14 protein-coding genes are annotated in these 13,975 nt (G+C 57.9%); 5 read left to right on the top strand and 9 right to left on the bottom strand.

Annotated features, from left to right (window positions below):
- Positions 1-2: 2 nt before the first annotated feature.
- The 3 genes from minC to minE are packed head-to-tail and all read left to right on the top strand — an operon-like array spanning position 3 to position 1,809.
- Positions 3-698 (top strand): septum site-determining protein MinC, encoded by a 696-nt coding sequence (minC, locus tag ACJ8HB_RS09080; RefSeq protein WP_025303113.1) that lies wholly within the window; start codon positions 3-5, stop codon positions 696-698.
- A gap of 25 nt (positions 699-723) precedes the next feature.
- Positions 724-1,536: a septum site-determining protein MinD gene (gene minD / locus ACJ8HB_RS09075; protein WP_016927452.1), complete on the top strand. Its 813-nt coding sequence runs from the start codon at positions 724-726 to the stop codon at positions 1,534-1,536.
- 3 nt (positions 1,537-1,539) lie between these two features.
- Positions 1,540-1,809: a cell division topological specificity factor MinE gene (gene minE, locus ACJ8HB_RS09070; RefSeq protein ID WP_004932303.1), complete on the top strand. Its 270-nt coding sequence runs from the start codon at positions 1,540-1,542 to the stop codon at positions 1,807-1,809.
- Between the two features lie 237 nt (positions 1,810-2,046).
- Here the strand turns inward: minE and rnd are convergent, their stop codons facing one another.
- From rnd to ACJ8HB_RS09045, 5 genes are all read right to left on the bottom strand, one after another.
- Positions 2,047-3,168, bottom strand: a complete 1,122-nt coding sequence (gene rnd / locus ACJ8HB_RS09065; RefSeq protein ID WP_041035461.1) for a ribonuclease D — start codon at positions 3,166-3,168, stop codon at positions 2,047-2,049.
- Between the two features lie 81 nt (positions 3,169-3,249).
- Positions 3,250-4,938: a long-chain-fatty-acid--CoA ligase FadD gene (gene fadD, locus ACJ8HB_RS09060; protein ID WP_033654397.1), complete on the bottom strand. Its 1,689-nt coding sequence runs from the start codon at positions 4,936-4,938 to the stop codon at positions 3,250-3,252.
- A gap of 208 nt (positions 4,939-5,146) precedes the next feature.
- A complete protein-coding gene (locus tag ACJ8HB_RS09055) occupies positions 5,147-5,737 on the bottom strand; it encodes a Slp family lipoprotein (RefSeq protein ID WP_442520174.1) in 591 nt (196 codons plus the stop codon).
- Between the two features lie 100 nt (positions 5,738-5,837).
- Positions 5,838-6,539: a tRNA (adenosine(37)-N6)-threonylcarbamoyltransferase complex dimerization subunit type 1 TsaB gene (gene tsaB, locus ACJ8HB_RS09050; protein ID WP_047567057.1), complete on the bottom strand. Its 702-nt coding sequence runs from the start codon at positions 6,537-6,539 to the stop codon at positions 5,838-5,840.
- Positions 6,540-6,617: 78 nt separating this feature from the next.
- Positions 6,618-8,534, bottom strand: coding sequence for an ATP-dependent DNA helicase (locus ACJ8HB_RS09045; RefSeq protein WP_094859896.1), 1,917 nt, complete (start codon positions 8,532-8,534; stop codon positions 6,618-6,620).
- 133 nt (positions 8,535-8,667) lie between these two features.
- Between ACJ8HB_RS09045 and ACJ8HB_RS09040 the strand changes: the two genes are divergently transcribed.
- A complete protein-coding gene (locus tag ACJ8HB_RS09040) occupies positions 8,668-9,012 on the top strand; it encodes a RidA family protein (RefSeq protein WP_033634838.1) in 345 nt (114 codons plus the stop codon).
- A 62-nt stretch (positions 9,013-9,074) separates the two neighbouring features.
- Here the strand turns inward: ACJ8HB_RS09040 and mdtI are convergent, their stop codons facing one another.
- The 4 genes from mdtI to zwf form a co-directional block, all read right to left on the bottom strand.
- Complete coding sequence (gene mdtI / locus ACJ8HB_RS09035; RefSeq protein WP_033634839.1) at positions 9,075-9,404, bottom strand: multidrug/spermidine efflux SMR transporter subunit MdtI; 330 nt, start codon at positions 9,402-9,404, stop codon at positions 9,075-9,077.
- On the bottom strand, positions 9,391-9,759 hold the full coding sequence (gene mdtJ, locus ACJ8HB_RS09030; protein ID WP_033634840.1) for a multidrug/spermidine efflux SMR transporter subunit MdtJ: 369 nt from the start codon (positions 9,757-9,759) through the stop codon (positions 9,391-9,393). The genes mdtI and mdtJ overlap by 14 nt, the downstream gene beginning before the upstream one ends.
- Positions 9,760-10,310: 551 nt before the next feature.
- Positions 10,311-10,952 carry a bifunctional 4-hydroxy-2-oxoglutarate aldolase/2-dehydro-3-deoxy-phosphogluconate aldolase gene (locus tag ACJ8HB_RS09025; protein ID WP_047567052.1) on the bottom strand — a complete coding sequence of 214 codons (642 nt, stop codon included), beginning with the start codon at positions 10,950-10,952 and terminating at the stop codon, positions 10,311-10,313.
- 154 nt (positions 10,953-11,106) lie between these two features.
- Entirely contained in the window at positions 11,107-12,582 is a 1,476-nt protein-coding gene (gene zwf / locus ACJ8HB_RS09020; RefSeq protein WP_033634844.1) for a glucose-6-phosphate dehydrogenase, read from the bottom strand.
- A 448-nt stretch (positions 12,583-13,030) separates the two neighbouring features.
- Here zwf and ACJ8HB_RS09015 point away from each other — a divergent pair, with 448 nt between their 5' ends.
- Complete coding sequence (locus tag ACJ8HB_RS09015; RefSeq protein WP_047567051.1) at positions 13,031-13,903, top strand: MurR/RpiR family transcriptional regulator; 873 nt, start codon at positions 13,031-13,033, stop codon at positions 13,901-13,903.
- Positions 13,904-13,975 lie beyond the last annotated feature (72 nt).

The raw sequence follows: 13,975 nt of genomic DNA, 5'->3' as shown, positions 1-13,975 counted from the left end.
AGATGTCACAATCGCCAATTGAGCTAAAAGGCAGCAGTTTTACCCTATCGGTTGTTCATTTGCATAATTCGCAGCCCGAGGTAATACGTCAGGCGTTACAGGAAAAAGTTGAGCAAGCGCCCGCTTTTCTGAAAAACGCCCCTGTTGTTATCAACGTCGCAACGCTGGAAGGCGATGCGAACTGGAAAGAACTTCAACAGGCTGTCGCGGCAGCAGGTCTGCGCGTTGTGGGTATCAGCGGTTGCAGAGATGAGCGTCAAAAGCGCGCGATAGCCCGCGCCGGGCTGCCGCTGCTGAGCGAAGGCAAAGGCCAGAAAATGGCGGCGCCGGAGCCTGCACCTGCGCCCGTGGTGGCGGATAACGCCCCCGCCAAAACGCGCATCATCAGCACGCCTGTCCGTTCCGGCCAACAGATTTACGCCCGCAACTGCGATCTTATCGTGACCAGCAGCGTCAGCGCCGGCGCCGAACTGATTGCCGACGGCAACATTCATGTTTACGGCATGATGCGCGGTCGCGCACTGGCAGGCGCGTCAGGCGACACGCAATGTCAGATTTTTTGCACCCACCTGGCGGCTGAGCTAGTCTCTATCGCAGGGCAGTACTGGTTGAGCGACCAAATCCCGTCCGATTACGTCGGGCAGGCCGTACGACTCAGCCTGTTGGATAACGCTTTAACCATACAACCTTTAAATTAAGCCCTTTTGACAAGGAATCCATTTCATGGCACGCATTATTGTTGTTACATCGGGTAAAGGGGGCGTTGGCAAGACCACTTCGAGCGCGGCCATCGCTACCGGCCTGGCCCAGAAAGGCAAGAAAACCGTCGTGATCGATTTCGATATCGGCCTGCGTAATCTTGACCTGATCATGGGCTGCGAACGTCGGGTAGTGTATGATTTCGTGAACGTGATTCAGGGCGATGCCACGCTGAATCAGGCGTTGATCAAAGACAAACGCACTGAAAACCTCTATATCCTGCCTGCTTCGCAGACGCGCGACAAAGACGCGTTGACCCGCGAAGGCGTTGAAAAAATTCTCAACGATCTCGGCGAGATGGATTTTGACTTCGTGGTGTGCGATTCACCGGCCGGTATCGAAACCGGTGCGCTGATGGCGCTGTATTTCGCCGACGAAGCTATCATCACCACCAACCCGGAAGTGTCTTCGGTACGCGACTCCGACCGTATCCTGGGCATCCTCTCCTCCAAGTCACGCCGCGCCGAGAAAGGCGAGTCGCCCATCAAGGAACACCTGCTGCTGACCCGTTACAACCCGGGTCGCGTCAGCCGTGGCGACATGCTGAGCATGGAAGACGTGCTGGAAATCCTGCGCATTCCACTGGTGGGTGTGATCCCGGAAGACCAGTCCGTGCTGCGCGCTTCCAACCAGGGTGAGCCTGTCATTCTGGATGCCGAGTCAGACGCCGGTAAGGCGTACGACGATACCGTTTGCCGCTTGTTGGGGGAAGAACGCCCATTCCGCTTCATTGAAGAAGAGAAGAAGGGTTTCCTGAAACGCCTTTTTGGGGGATAAACCATGGCCTTATTAGACTTCTTTCTGTCCCGCAAAAAACAGACAGCCAATATAGCCAAGGAACGGCTGCAGATTATCGTCGCAGAGCGTCGTCGCGGGGACAGTGAGCCCCCGTATCTGCCTGATCTGAAACGCGATATTCTGGCGGTTATTTGCAAATACATTCAGATCGATCCTGAAATGCTGCACGTGCAGTTCGAGCAGAAAGGGGACGATATTTCGGTACTTGAACTTAACGTGACATTACCGGAATCGGAAGAAGCAGCTAAATGATTGCGACGCATTAATTACCCCCTGTATATTTTATGCAGGGGGTAACTGTATGTGCATCCAGTTATTAAGCTTTATCGGCAGCAAAAAAGCGATTTTTCCCTTTGGGACTATTCCCAATTAACTTTGCCGCCGCCTCGTTTAAAGTAAATTCTGGCCAGATTTACCTTCAACGCATTATTTCCTGCCTATATTCACCCGAGCAGAGTTTCCCTACCCTGCCCTGGTGATAATCAGCGATTAATAATCTTTCAGGATGTCCTGCAGCGGTGCCATTAATAGATCGCCGCGCCAGCCGCTGATTAATTCAGGACGACTTTCGCCGTCTTTCAGTTGCCAATGCCAGTTCAGCAATTGGTTAATTTGGCGACGGGATGCCAGCAGCTCGCTGCTCAACCCGCTTTGCTCGCTGACGGTAGCGATCGCCGCCTTGATGTCTTTGAACACCTTCTTGTAGCCCGGCTGATCGATCAGGTTAGCCAACGGCGCCGGCAGCTCGGATTCGTCCAGCGCTTCGGCCTCCGCCACCAGCGCCAGCAGCGTTTTACCGTGATAACGGATCTCCGGCCCGCTCAGGCCCAGCGAATCCAGTTCTCCCAGCGAAGACGGCATATAGCGCGCCACCTGCCACAGGTTTTCCTCACGCACCACGAAGTTCACCGCCAGATCGCGCTCGCGCGCCTGGCGCAGCCGCCATTGCGCCAACTTCTGCAAACAACCGAGCTGACGCGGGCGCAGCTGCCAGGCATTGCTGATTTCGCGATAGGCCAATTCCGGCGCCAGCGCCTCACTGCGGCGCTGGCACAGCAACAGGCACTCGTTGTTGGCCGCCGCGGTCCAACCGGCCTCTTCGGTCTCCTGCACCAGCTGTTTGGCCATCGGCAGCAGATAGAACACGTCGGCGGCTGCGTACACGCACTGCCTTTCGGTCAGCGGACGCGCCAGCCAGTCGGTGCGCGACTCGCTCTTGTCCAGCTCAACTTTCATATACTCCGCCACCAGCGTCGCGAAACCGCAGGAGAGCGGCCGGCCGGTAAACGCCGCCAGGATCTGGGTATCGACCATTGGCGTCGGCAGCGTTTTAAAGGCGTTGAGAAACACTTCAAGATCTTCACTGCCGGCATGCAGGAACTTCACCACGGCGGTATCGGCCAGCAGGTCGACAAACGGCTGCCATTGCTTGATCGGCAGAGGATCGATAAGGGAGAGTTGTTCACCGTCGTAGAGCTGGATCAGGCCCAGCTGCGGATAGTAGGTGCGCGTTCTGACAAACTCGGTGTCCAGCGCAATCTGGGCATGCTTTCTCGCCTGCTCGCAGACCTGCTGCAATCCGGCATCGGTAGTGATCAACTGATAATTCAAAACATCATTCTCTTGTAGGATTCAAACACAACAACGCCGGCATTCACCGGCGTTGTCGATAGTCAGGCGCAAGAGCGAAACCTAGGCGGCATCGGCCGGTTTCGGCGTTTTTAGCTCATCGCGCAGTTCTCGCCGCAAAATCTTGCCGACGTTCGACTTCGGCAATTCATCGCGGAACTCAACAATTTTAGGCACTTTATACCCGGTCAGGTGCCGACGGCAATGGGTCAACAGCTCTTCCTTGGTCAGCGAGGCGTCTTTCTTCACCACGCAGATCTTCACCGTCTCGCCGGAGACCTCGCTGGGCACCCCGATCGCCGCACATTCCAGCACCTTCGGATGCTGGCTGACCACGTCCTCGATCTCGTTCGGGTAAACGTTGAAACCAGAGACCAGGATCATGTCTTTCTTACGGTCGACGATGCGCACAAACCCCTGCTCGTCCACGGTCACCACATCACCGGTCGCCAACCAGCCATCTTTCAGCACTTCGTCGGTAGCTTCCGGGCGTTGCCAATAGCCTAACATAACTTGCGGGCCTTTGACCCACAGTTCGCCCGGTTCTCCCGGCGGCACATCCTGGCCATTGTCGTCCAACAGCCGAATATCCGTCGACGGCACCGGCAAACCGATGCTGCCGCTGTAGTGTTTCAGATCGTAAGGGTTGCCGGCCACCAGCGGCGCGCACTCCGTCAGGCCATAGCCTTCCAGCAAGTGTTTGCCGGTGGTTTTCTCCCACTTCTCGGCCACCGCTTTTTGCACCGACATGCCGCCGCCGACCGAGAAACGCAGCGTGGAGAAGTCGAGTTTGTGGAACTCTTCGTTGTTCAGCAACGCGTTGAACAAGGTATTCACCCCGCTCATGGCGGTGAACGGGTATTTGCCCAGCTCCTTCACCAGCCCCGGAATATCGCGCGGGTTGGTGATCAGCAAATTGCGCCCGCCCAGATCGATAAACAGCAGGCAGTTCACCGTCAGCGCGAAAATGTGGTACAGCGGCAACGCCGTCACCACCAGTTCCTGCCCTTCACGGAACAGCGGCGAGTAGGCGGCTTTGGCCTGTTCGAGATTGGCCTGCATGTTGCGGTGCGTCAGCATCGCGCCTTTCGCTACGCCGGTGGTGCCGCCGGTGTATTGCAGGAAGGCCAAATCGGTATTAATGATGTCCGGCTTTACATATTGCAGACGGCGTCCACGCTGCAGCGCGCTGCGGAATGAAATGGCGTCCGGCAGATTATATTTAGGCACCAGGCGCTTGATGTACTTGACCACAAAGTTGACCAGCGTGCCTTTGGCGGCCGAAAGCTGATCGCCCATGCGCGTGAGGATCACGTGCTTGACCTGGGTGTTGAACACCACTTTTTCCAACGTATGGGCAAAGTTGGAGACGATAACGATGGCGCTGGCGCCGCTGTCGTTCAACTGGTGTTCCAGCTCGCGCGGGGTATACAGCGGGTTGACGTTAACCACCACCATACCGGCGCGCAGAATACCGAACAGGGCGATGGGGTACTGCAACAGGTTAGGCATCATCAGCGCGACGCGGTCGCCCTTCTTCAGGCCCAGTTCATTTTGCAGGTAAGCCGCGAAAGCCCGGCTGCGCTCTTCCAGTTTGCGGAAGGTCATCACCTCGCCCATGTTGATAAAGGCGGGCTGATCGGCATAGCGCTGCACGGCATGCTCAAACATTTCGATCAACGACGAATAGCGATCGGCATCAATCTCTGCGGGCACATCTGCCGGATACCGTTTTAACCAGACCTTATCCAAGGTATTACTCCTGAAATCATTACTAATTATCATCGCAGCCTCAAACTCGCAGCCTAACCATAACAATATTTTAACTCAGCAGACCAGTGCAGGTTTTAAACATTATTCAGGTTGCGATGTACGTCACTAATTGTCGGATATTCCTTATCCCAAAAAGCAAAAGGGCGGCCTGAGCCGCCCTGTCAAATGTGTTCACATCAAGCGTATGCTACTCGGTTACGATGGTTTGCACCTGTGCCGGGCCGGGATTGTACCAACCATAGCCTGCGCCCCAACCGGGTCCCCACGGGCCACCGCGCCAGCCCCAAGGGCCCATTGGCGCAGGCGGCATCACCACCTGCTGCACCAGGTGCCAGCGTTTGAAACCGGTCACGTTCATCGTCACGAAGCGATACGGCGTCATGCCGATACGCCCCTCTTTCAGACCGGTAATGGGGCCGACGACGGTCACCAACTGGCCTTTGAAATCAACAGGCTCGAGGAAACCGTTTACCGTGGCCAGCAAGCGGCCGCGCGACGGTTCACCCGGAATCGGCCGCGCACCGCTGCCGAGCGGCACCGCCGCGATCTCCAGCACCGTGCGCCCTTGCTCGTTGGCGACGTTTACTACGGTGCCGCCGAAGCGGGCTTCCGCGCCGGTAAACAGATTGGGTGCATTTTGTACCGAGGAAAGCTGAGTCACCGGCGAAGGGGTGGAACCTTTGATCGCATCCGGTACGGTGACGCACCCGGACAGAACCAGCGCGCCGCAGGCGACGGCCAGCAGCGACAGCTTTTTACTTGCAGTGCGGATTAACATGGTCGCAATCTCCTGAAATGGCTGTAACTTTGACCGCGTTTCATCGTTCAAGTTGCAGGCTTTCATCGCCCGGCCTCAACAACAGCACAATAGGCCGCGCTTACTCGCGGCCCGGCAGTTTTTTCCAGGTGACTTCATTGCGCAGATAGGTCGGCTCGGCGTTTTCCACCGCCACCGCCAGCCCCTGTTGCCAGGCGTGCAGCGCCAGCGGCAGCATGTCTTGCGCCTGCGGCAACAGCATCTGCCCGTCACGCACGCTCAGCGTAGACCCCTTGACCAGATCGGGATAGGTTTGCCAGCCGGTGCCGACGTGAGCCCACTCGCCCTGCAGGCGCTGCGCACGCTCCAGCGCCTGCGCCGGCGACAACACCGCCTCGCCTTCGCTTTCCAACCAGCTACCGTCCGCCTGGCGTTCGAACTGCCCCCAGTAGACCTCACCCATGCGCGCATCTATCGCCGCCAGCACCCGCTCCGCGCCGCCGACGCGCCAGGCGCCCTGCGCCATGGTTTGCAGCGTGGAAATGCCGAGCATCGGCAGATCGGCGCCCAGCGCCAGGCCCTGAGCGATGCCAATGCCGATGCGCACCCCGGTAAAGCTGCCGGGGCCGCGGCCAAAGGCCAGCGCATCGAGGTGGTTGAGCGCCAGGCCGGATTCCGCCAGCACCTGCTGCACCATAGGTAAAATACGTTGCGTATGCTCGCGTGGGCACAGCTCAAACAGGGCGTGGATTTCGCCTTGATTCCAGACGGCGACGGAACAGGCTTCCGTCGCGGTATCGATCGCTAAAATTCGCGTGGACATGCCAACCTCTGGCGGGAATAAAACTGGGTTTTTCATACAGGGCGCGCATTGTAGCACAGCCCCGTAAGCCCTTCATCTTTACGTGGCCGACGTGTCGGCGGCCTGCAGGAAGGCGATCGCCTGCTTCAAATCGCGGGTGCGCGGCGTAGGCGGCAGGCTATTGAGGAACACCTCGCCGTAGGGCCGCATGACCAGACGGTTATCGCAAATCACCAGCACGCCGCGATCGTCGGTGTCGCGGATCAAACGGCCGACGCCCTGTTTCAGGGTGATGACCGCATCCGGCAGCTGCACGTCATTGAACGGATCGCCGCCGCGCAGGCGGCAATCTTCAATGCGCGCCTTCAGCAGCGGATCGTCCGGTGAAGTGAACGGCAGCTTATCGATGATCACGCACGACAGCGCATCGCCGCGCACGTCCACCCCTTCCCAGAAGCTGCTGGTCGCCACCAGCAGCGCGTTACCGGCGGCGACGAACTGCGCCAGCAGCTGCCCTTTGCTGGTTTCCCCTTGCAACAGCACCGGCAGCGTCATCGTGGCGCGGAACTCTTCCGCCAGCTCGCGCATCATCTGGTGCGAGGTGCATAAAAAGAAGCAGCGGCCGTTGTTGGCTTCAATTAGTGGCCGCAGCATGCGCGCCAGCTGGCGCGCTCCGCCGCGCTGATTCGGCGAAGGCAAAAAGCGCGGCACGCACAGCAGCGCCTGCTTGGCATAGTCGAACGGGCTCGGCAACAGCAGCGTTTTGGCCTTGGTCAGCCCCAGCCGTTCGGTGAAGTGGCCCAACCGCTCGTTGACCGACAGCGTGGCCGAGGTAAAGATCCAACTGCCCGGCTTCTCGTCCAGCATTTCGCGGAACCGATCGGCTACCGTCAGCGGCGTCAGCGCCAGCACGAAATGGCGCGAGTTGCATTCATACCAATAGCTGTAGCCAGGCTCCGTCACCGCCTTCAGCCGCTTGAGGCGCGCGCGGTACAGCGTGGCACGCTCAAAGGCGGCGTCCAGCAGCGCCGAACGCCCCAGCGACAGTTTCATCACGTCATAACACAGCTCCAACGCGTCATCGAGCAGCAACAGAGCGCGCTGCACGTTCGGTTCACCGAGCACGTCACGCAGATTGCCGCGAAAACCCGGCTCGCCCAGATTCAGACGGAAATCTTGCGTGCTCAGGCTGAGACGGTCGGCGCTTTTTTGCAGTTGAGCGGCGTCGCGCACCTCGGTGCGGTAGGCGATGGTGATGTCCTTCGCCAGATCCAACAGTTGGCGGCTGGTGAGCTGTTGGCCGAAATACTGGCTGGCGATGTCGGGGATTTGGTGCGCTTCGTCGAAAATCATCACCTCGGCTTCCGGGATCAGCTCGGCGAAACCGCCCTCTTTCACCACCATATCCGCCAGGAACAGGTGATGGTTTACCACCACCACATCCGCATCCATCGCGCGGCGGCGTGCCTTGACCACGAAGCAATCCTGATACAGCGGGCAATCGCTGCCCAGGCAGTTGTCATTGGTGCTGGTCACCAATGGCCAGACGAAGCTGTCTTCCGCCACTTCGCTGCAGGTGCTGATGTCGCCCTCTTTGGTCTGCGACGACCACTTGCGCAGCTGCACCAGATCGATCAGCGTCTGCCCCGCCAGCTCACCGCCGGCCATCGACTGCTGCTCCAGCCGCTCCAGACACAGATAATTGGAGCGCCCCTTCAGCAGCGCCAGCTTGCCTTTGTACTTCAACGCTTTGGCGACGGTGGGCAGATCGCGCGCATACAGCTGATCCTGCAACGCTTTCGAACCGGTAGAGATGATCACTTTGCGATCGGAGCGCAGCGCCGGCGCCAGATAAGCGAAGGTTTTGCCGGTGCCAGTGCCGGCTTCCACCACCAGCTCCTGCTTGAAATTGATCGCCTCGGTGACGGCTTGCGCCATCTGCCGCTGCGGCTCACGCGGTTTGAATCCCTTGATAGCCTGCGCCAATGCGCCGTCTGTTACAAAATCGTCTGTCACGCTGTCTCTCTGCCGGTGTCATTCAGCGGTGATTATGCCAAGCCTGCCGCCCGGCTACCACCCACTTTATCGCCGCGCTTTTTCATTACCGGCTGTGCTACCCTTAGCGGGACTATGATATGGAGATAAGCAAATGAATATCGAAAGAATTGATCCTGATCAGCGCTGGTCCGAAGCCGTGGTGCACAACGAGACCGTTTACTACACCAGCGTGCCGGAGAACCTGGACGACGACGCGACCGCGCAGACCGCCAACGCCCTCGCCGCCATCGACGTGCTGCTGGCGCGCGTAGGTTCGGACAAAAGCCGCATTCTGGACGCCACCATCTTCCTGGCCAACAGCGCCGACTTCGCCGCGATGAACGCCGCCTGGGACGCCTGGGTGGTCGCCGGCAGCGCGCCGGTGCGCTGCACCGTGCAGGCGCAGCTGATGAATCCGAAGTACAAGGTGGAAATCAAAATCATCGCCGCGCTGTAAGCCTGAGCGCAGACGAAAAAAAACCGCAGACGGCAACGCCTGCGGTTTTTTATTGCCCGTTATCAGGACAGTTTAAGGATCACCATCCCCATCAGCAGCAGCGCCAGGCCAATCCAGCCTTTGGCGTTCAACCGCTGGCCGAACATGATCCAGCCTGCGGCGATGGTGGCGGCGATACCGAAACCGCCCCACAGCGCATAAGCGATCGACAGATCGATGCCCTTCACCGCCTGCGCCAGGGCGCTGAACGCGCCGAGCACCGACAGCAGCGACAACAGCCCCAGCCAAATTTTACGGAAGCCGTCCGACATCTTCAGGAAGATGTTGGCGATGATTTCCAGCACGATCGCCAGCCCCAGGAACCCAATGTGGTACAACTCAAACTGTTGCATGGTTGTTACCTCGCGGGCTGACCTGTTTTCGCTCTTTGCGGGTACCGGATTTCACCAGCATGATGCCGGCGATCAGCGTAGCCAGGCCCAGCACCTTCAGCGCCGAGATTGGCTCGTCGAACCACAGCACGCTGAACAGGGTAATGAACAGAATACCGATGCCTTCCCACAGCGCATAGGCCACGCCCAGCGCCACGCGTTTTACCGCTACGGACAGCAACACATAAGACGCGGTGATCATCACGTACATCACGATGTGCCCGATCATGCCGCCATTGACGCTGGCGTATTTCATCGACAAGGTGCCGATGATTTCGGTCATGATGGCCAAACCTAAAAAGATCCAATAAATCATAATTTTTCTCCCAAACGGCGAATAACGCGCGCCAAGGCATATTTATCCCGATTTATCTCGTCAAACGGCGCATTGCGGCGCGCAAGACGCAGAGATCCCTGGGGATAAACTGACCCAAACGCAAAAAAGAATGTTTGCCCGGCTGAACGGTAGAGCGAAGGCGAAAGCCCGCTACCGGCACCGGTTAAGGGAGAAAGACGCTATAGCTCGCTGCACCAGTGATGCTCACTGGCAAGGATCGCAGACAGGAAGAGTTGGCACGTAGAGGTTCTGAGGGTAATTCCGTTAATAGTCATCATAATCGTTCTCTATTATCAGCCGCACACCGTGCGATTTGCCCAATATCCTCATGAAAGTAAAATTTTCGACTAAGATATTTTTACCACAGCCAAAATAAGAAAGCAAACTGCCGTTTTCATAAAAATCGAAAAAAAACGGGTTAAAAATAAGAATGTTAATCACGATAAAAATTAAAAAAGGCTCAACGGAGCGTTGAGCCTTGCGATATTCGCGGGCGCGCAAATAAGCGCCAACCCCAGGCGCGGCGCGGGTTACAACGCGGCCCCGCTGACGGCACTGCGCGCCAGTTCAGTGATGCGCGCGTAGTCGCCGCTTTCGAGCGCGTCCGCCGGCACCAGCCAGGAACCGCCGATGCAAAGTACGCTGTTCAGCGCCAGATAATCGCGGTAGTTGTTCGGCGTAATGCCGCCGGTCGGGCAAAAACGCACCTGCGGGAACGGGCCGCCGATCGCCTGCAGCGCCTTCACGCCGCCGTTGGCTTCCGCCGGGAAGAATTTGAACTCGCGCAGGCCGTGATCCATGCCCTGCATCAGCTCGGAAACGGTGCTGATGCCCGGGATCAGCGGGATTGGCCCCGCCGTCGCCGCCTGCAGCAAGGCTTCGGTCAGCCCCGGGCTGATGGCGAACTGCGCTCCCGCCTCGGTCACCTCCCGCAGCTGCTGCGGATTGATCACCGTACCAGCGCCGATAATGGCCTCCGGCACCTCTTTGGCGATAGCGCGGATCGCCTCCAGCCCGCAGGTGGTGCGCAGCGTCACCTCCAATACCCGCACGCCGCCGGCAACCAGCGCTTTCGCCAGCGGCACCGCCTGCTCCAGCTTGTTGATCACGATAACAGGCACCACCGGCCCTGCCGTCAGGATCTGCTCGGCGCTGGTTTTCCAGTTTTTCATCGTTATTTCTCCATTACTCGCGGTTAACAATGGCACGCCCCTGCCACAGGGCTCCGCGCAAATGCGCGGACGTCCGGCCGTACCGTAAGTGATGTGGCCCACGCGCAGATCGCAGGCAAAAAAAAGCCGGCAGACAGGCTGCCGGCATTGCGCATTACTCGAACTCGTTCCAGGAACGGCCGTCGCGGGTGATCATCGCCACCGAGGCCACCGGCCCCCAGGTGCCCGCCTGATAAGGCTTCGGCGCCTCGTTGTCGGCTTTCCATGCGTCCATGATGGAGTCGACCCACTTCCAGGCCTCTTCCACTTCATCGCGGCGCACAAACAGCGCCTGAATGCCGCGCATGGTCTCCAGCAGCAGGCGCTCGTAGGCGTCCGCCACGTGCTCCTGGTTGAAGGTTTCCGAGAAGCTCAGATCCAGCTTGGTGGTCTGCAGACGGTGCTTGTGATCCAGCCCCGGCACCTTGTTCAGCACCTGAATTTCGATGCCTTCGTCCGGCTGCAGGCGGATGGTCAGCTTGTTCTGCGGTAGCTGTTGGTAAGAGTCGCTGAACAGGTTAAGCGGTGGGTTCTTGAAGTACACCACCACTTCCGAGCATTTGGTCGGCAGACGTTTACCGGTACGCAGGTAGAACGGCACCCCGGCCCACTGCCAGTTGTCGATATCCACGCGGATGGAGACGAAAGTTTCGGTGCTGCTGCTCTTGTTCGCCCCTTCCTCTTCCAGATAACCCGGCACTTTCTTGCCCTGGACGAAACCGGCGGTGTACTGACCGCGCACGGTGGTTTCCCGTACATTGGTCTGATCGATGCGGCGCAGCGAACGCAGTACCTTCACCTTCTCGTCGCGGATACGGTCAGTGGTCAGATCCGCCGGCGGCGACATGGCGATCATGGTCAGGATCTGCAGCAGGTGGTTCTGGATCATGTCGCGCATCTGGCCGGCCTGGTCGAAGTAACCCCAGCGCCCTTCGATGCCCACCTCTTCCGCCACGGTGATCTGCACCGAATCGATGGTACGGTTATCCCAGTTGGATGCGAACAGCGAGTTGGCGAAACGCAGCGCCAACAGGTTCAGCACCGTCTCTTTGCCGAGATAGTGGTCGATACGGTAAACCTGGGATTCGTTGAAGTACTCCGCCACCTGGTCGTTGATCACGCGGGAAGACGCCAGATCGGTGCCCAGCGGCTTCTCCATCACCACGCGCGCCGGCTCATGGTTCAGTTTGGCTTCGCCCAACCCTTTGCAGATGGCGCCGAAGGTGCTTGGCGGCATGGCGAAGTAGTTGATGGTGGTGCGGTGTTTCTGATCCAGCATTTTACCCAATTTGGTAAAGTTCTTGCTGTCGTTGACGTCCAGATTGCAGAAGTCCAGGCGTGCGCTCAGCGTGGCCCAGAGTTCGTCATCCAGTTTTTCCTTCATGAAGGTGCCAAGCGCTTCCTTGACCACTTCGGTATAGGCTTTTTTATCCCACTCCGCGCGGCCGACGCCGATGATCCGCGTTTCCGGGTGGATGTGTCCGGCTTTCTCTAACTGGTACAGGGAAGGCAGCAGCTTACGGCGCGCCAAATCACCTTTCGCGCCGAAAATAACCAGGTCACACGCCTGGGCTGTAGAGGTTACCGCCATGTTCATCTCCTCGTTGCAGGATATTTGTAATTTTCTTACATTACTAATGTACTCTGTTTGACTACGGCCAGCAAACCCAGCGCAGAAGCAGAAAAAAAGACCTCAATATTCCAGTGGAAAGCGCCAATGTGCGCCAGCGCCCTCGTCCCGGGCAAAACTGTAATTTTTCGTCTTTTTTGACGCTCTGTTACCATTATGAAAGTTAGACACAGGTCATATTCTGGTGAAAAAAGCCTGCATACGCCCTGTCGAGACTGCCAACGGTTACCAGCACGTAGTATATTTTCACTAAACCGGCATTGATTTCTCCTTTGTTTGAAATCGTCATACCCTATCGATTCCAGGTTACAGCCGCTCGTTTGGCGTCTGCTTGCACGGCGAACACGGGCGAGATTCGACGCTGTTGCTTGAAAGCCACAGGGATAAAACCATGAGTGACTCTCGTTATATGAATACGCTGGACAAAATCCAGAGCCATCTGGAACTCCTGAGCAAATCTGAAAGGAAAGTCGCCGAGGTGATCCTGGCCTCCCCGCAGACCGCCATTCACTCCAGCATCGCCACGCTGGCGCGCATGGCCGACGTCAGCGAACCCACCGTCAACCGTTTTTGCCGCCGCCTTGATACCAAAGGCTTTCCCGACTTCAAACTGCATCTCGCCCAAAGCCTGGCTAACGGCACGCCCTACGTAAACCGTAACGTCGAGGAAGACGACAGCGTCGATGCTTATACCAGCAAGATCTTCGAATCGGTCATGGCCAGCCTGGATACAGTAAAGGCAAATTTGGATATTGCCGCAATCAATCGTGCGGTTGACCTGCTCACCCAGGCAAAAAAGATCTCTTTCTTCGGCCTGGGCGCCTCCGCGGCGGTAGCGCACGATGCGATGAACAAATTTTTCCGCTTCAACATTCCGGTGGTCTACTTCGATGACATCGTCATGCAGCGCATGAGCTGCATGAACTCCGGCGAAGGCGACGTGGTGGTGCTGATCTCACACACCGGCCGCACCAAGAATCTGGTGGAGATGGCCCACCTGGCGCGAGAAAACGACGCCACGGTACTGGCTGTCACCTCGCGCGACACCCCGCTCGCTCAGGCGGCGACCCTCGCTCTGCTGCTCGACGTGCCCGAAGACACTGACGTTTACATGCCGATGGTGTCACGGATCGCGCAATTAACGCTCATTGACGTGCTCGCCACCGGATTTACCTTGCGCCGAGGGGCTAAATTCAGAGATAACTTGAAGCGGGTCAAAGAAGCGCTCAAAGAATCGCGCTTTGATAAAGGCGTGGTCATTCCCAACAGTTTTGATTCGTGACCCGACGAAGAAAAAATCGCCGTTCAACAGACATTTGAATGACGGCATCAGAGGCGGTACCCTGTTAACATG

Origin of the sequence: Serratia sp. CY27727 (assembly GCF_052169275.1) — a bacterium.
Taxonomy (GTDB): Bacteria; Pseudomonadota; Gammaproteobacteria; order Enterobacterales; family Enterobacteriaceae; genus Serratia; species Serratia sarumanii.
Note: the sequence above shows the minus strand (reverse complement) of the source record. Positions and strands in the feature narration are given on the sequence as shown.

Coding starts and splice junctions, on each gene's coding strand:
- minC (WP_025303113.1), top strand. CDS start 3: ATGTCACAATCGCCAATTGAGCTAAAAGGCAGCAGTTTTACCCTATCG.
- minD (WP_016927452.1), top strand. CDS start 724: ATGGCACGCATTATTGTTGTTACATCGGGTAAAGGGGGCGTTGGCAAG.
- minE (WP_004932303.1), top strand. CDS start 1,540: ATGGCCTTATTAGACTTCTTTCTGTCCCGCAAAAAACAGACAGCCAAT.
- ACJ8HB_RS09055 (WP_442520174.1), bottom strand. CDS start 5,737: ATGTTAATCCGCACTGCAAGTAAAAAGCTGTCGCTGCTGGCCGTCGCC.
- tsaB (WP_047567057.1), bottom strand. CDS start 6,539: ATGTCCACGCGAATTTTAGCGATCGATACCGCGACGGAAGCCTGTTCC.
- ACJ8HB_RS09040 (WP_033634838.1), top strand. CDS start 8,668: ATGAATATCGAAAGAATTGATCCTGATCAGCGCTGGTCCGAAGCCGTG.
- mdtI (WP_033634839.1), bottom strand. CDS start 9,404: ATGCAACAGTTTGAGTTGTACCACATTGGGTTCCTGGGGCTGGCGATC.
- mdtJ (WP_033634840.1), bottom strand. CDS start 9,759: ATGATTTATTGGATCTTTTTAGGTTTGGCCATCATGACCGAAATCATC.
- ACJ8HB_RS09025 (WP_047567052.1), bottom strand. CDS start 10,952: ATGAAAAACTGGAAAACCAGCGCCGAGCAGATCCTGACGGCAGGGCCG.
- zwf (WP_033634844.1), bottom strand. CDS start 12,582: ATGGCGGTAACCTCTACAGCCCAGGCGTGTGACCTGGTTATTTTCGGC.
- ACJ8HB_RS09015 (WP_047567051.1), top strand. CDS start 13,031: ATGAATACGCTGGACAAAATCCAGAGCCATCTGGAACTCCTGAGCAAA.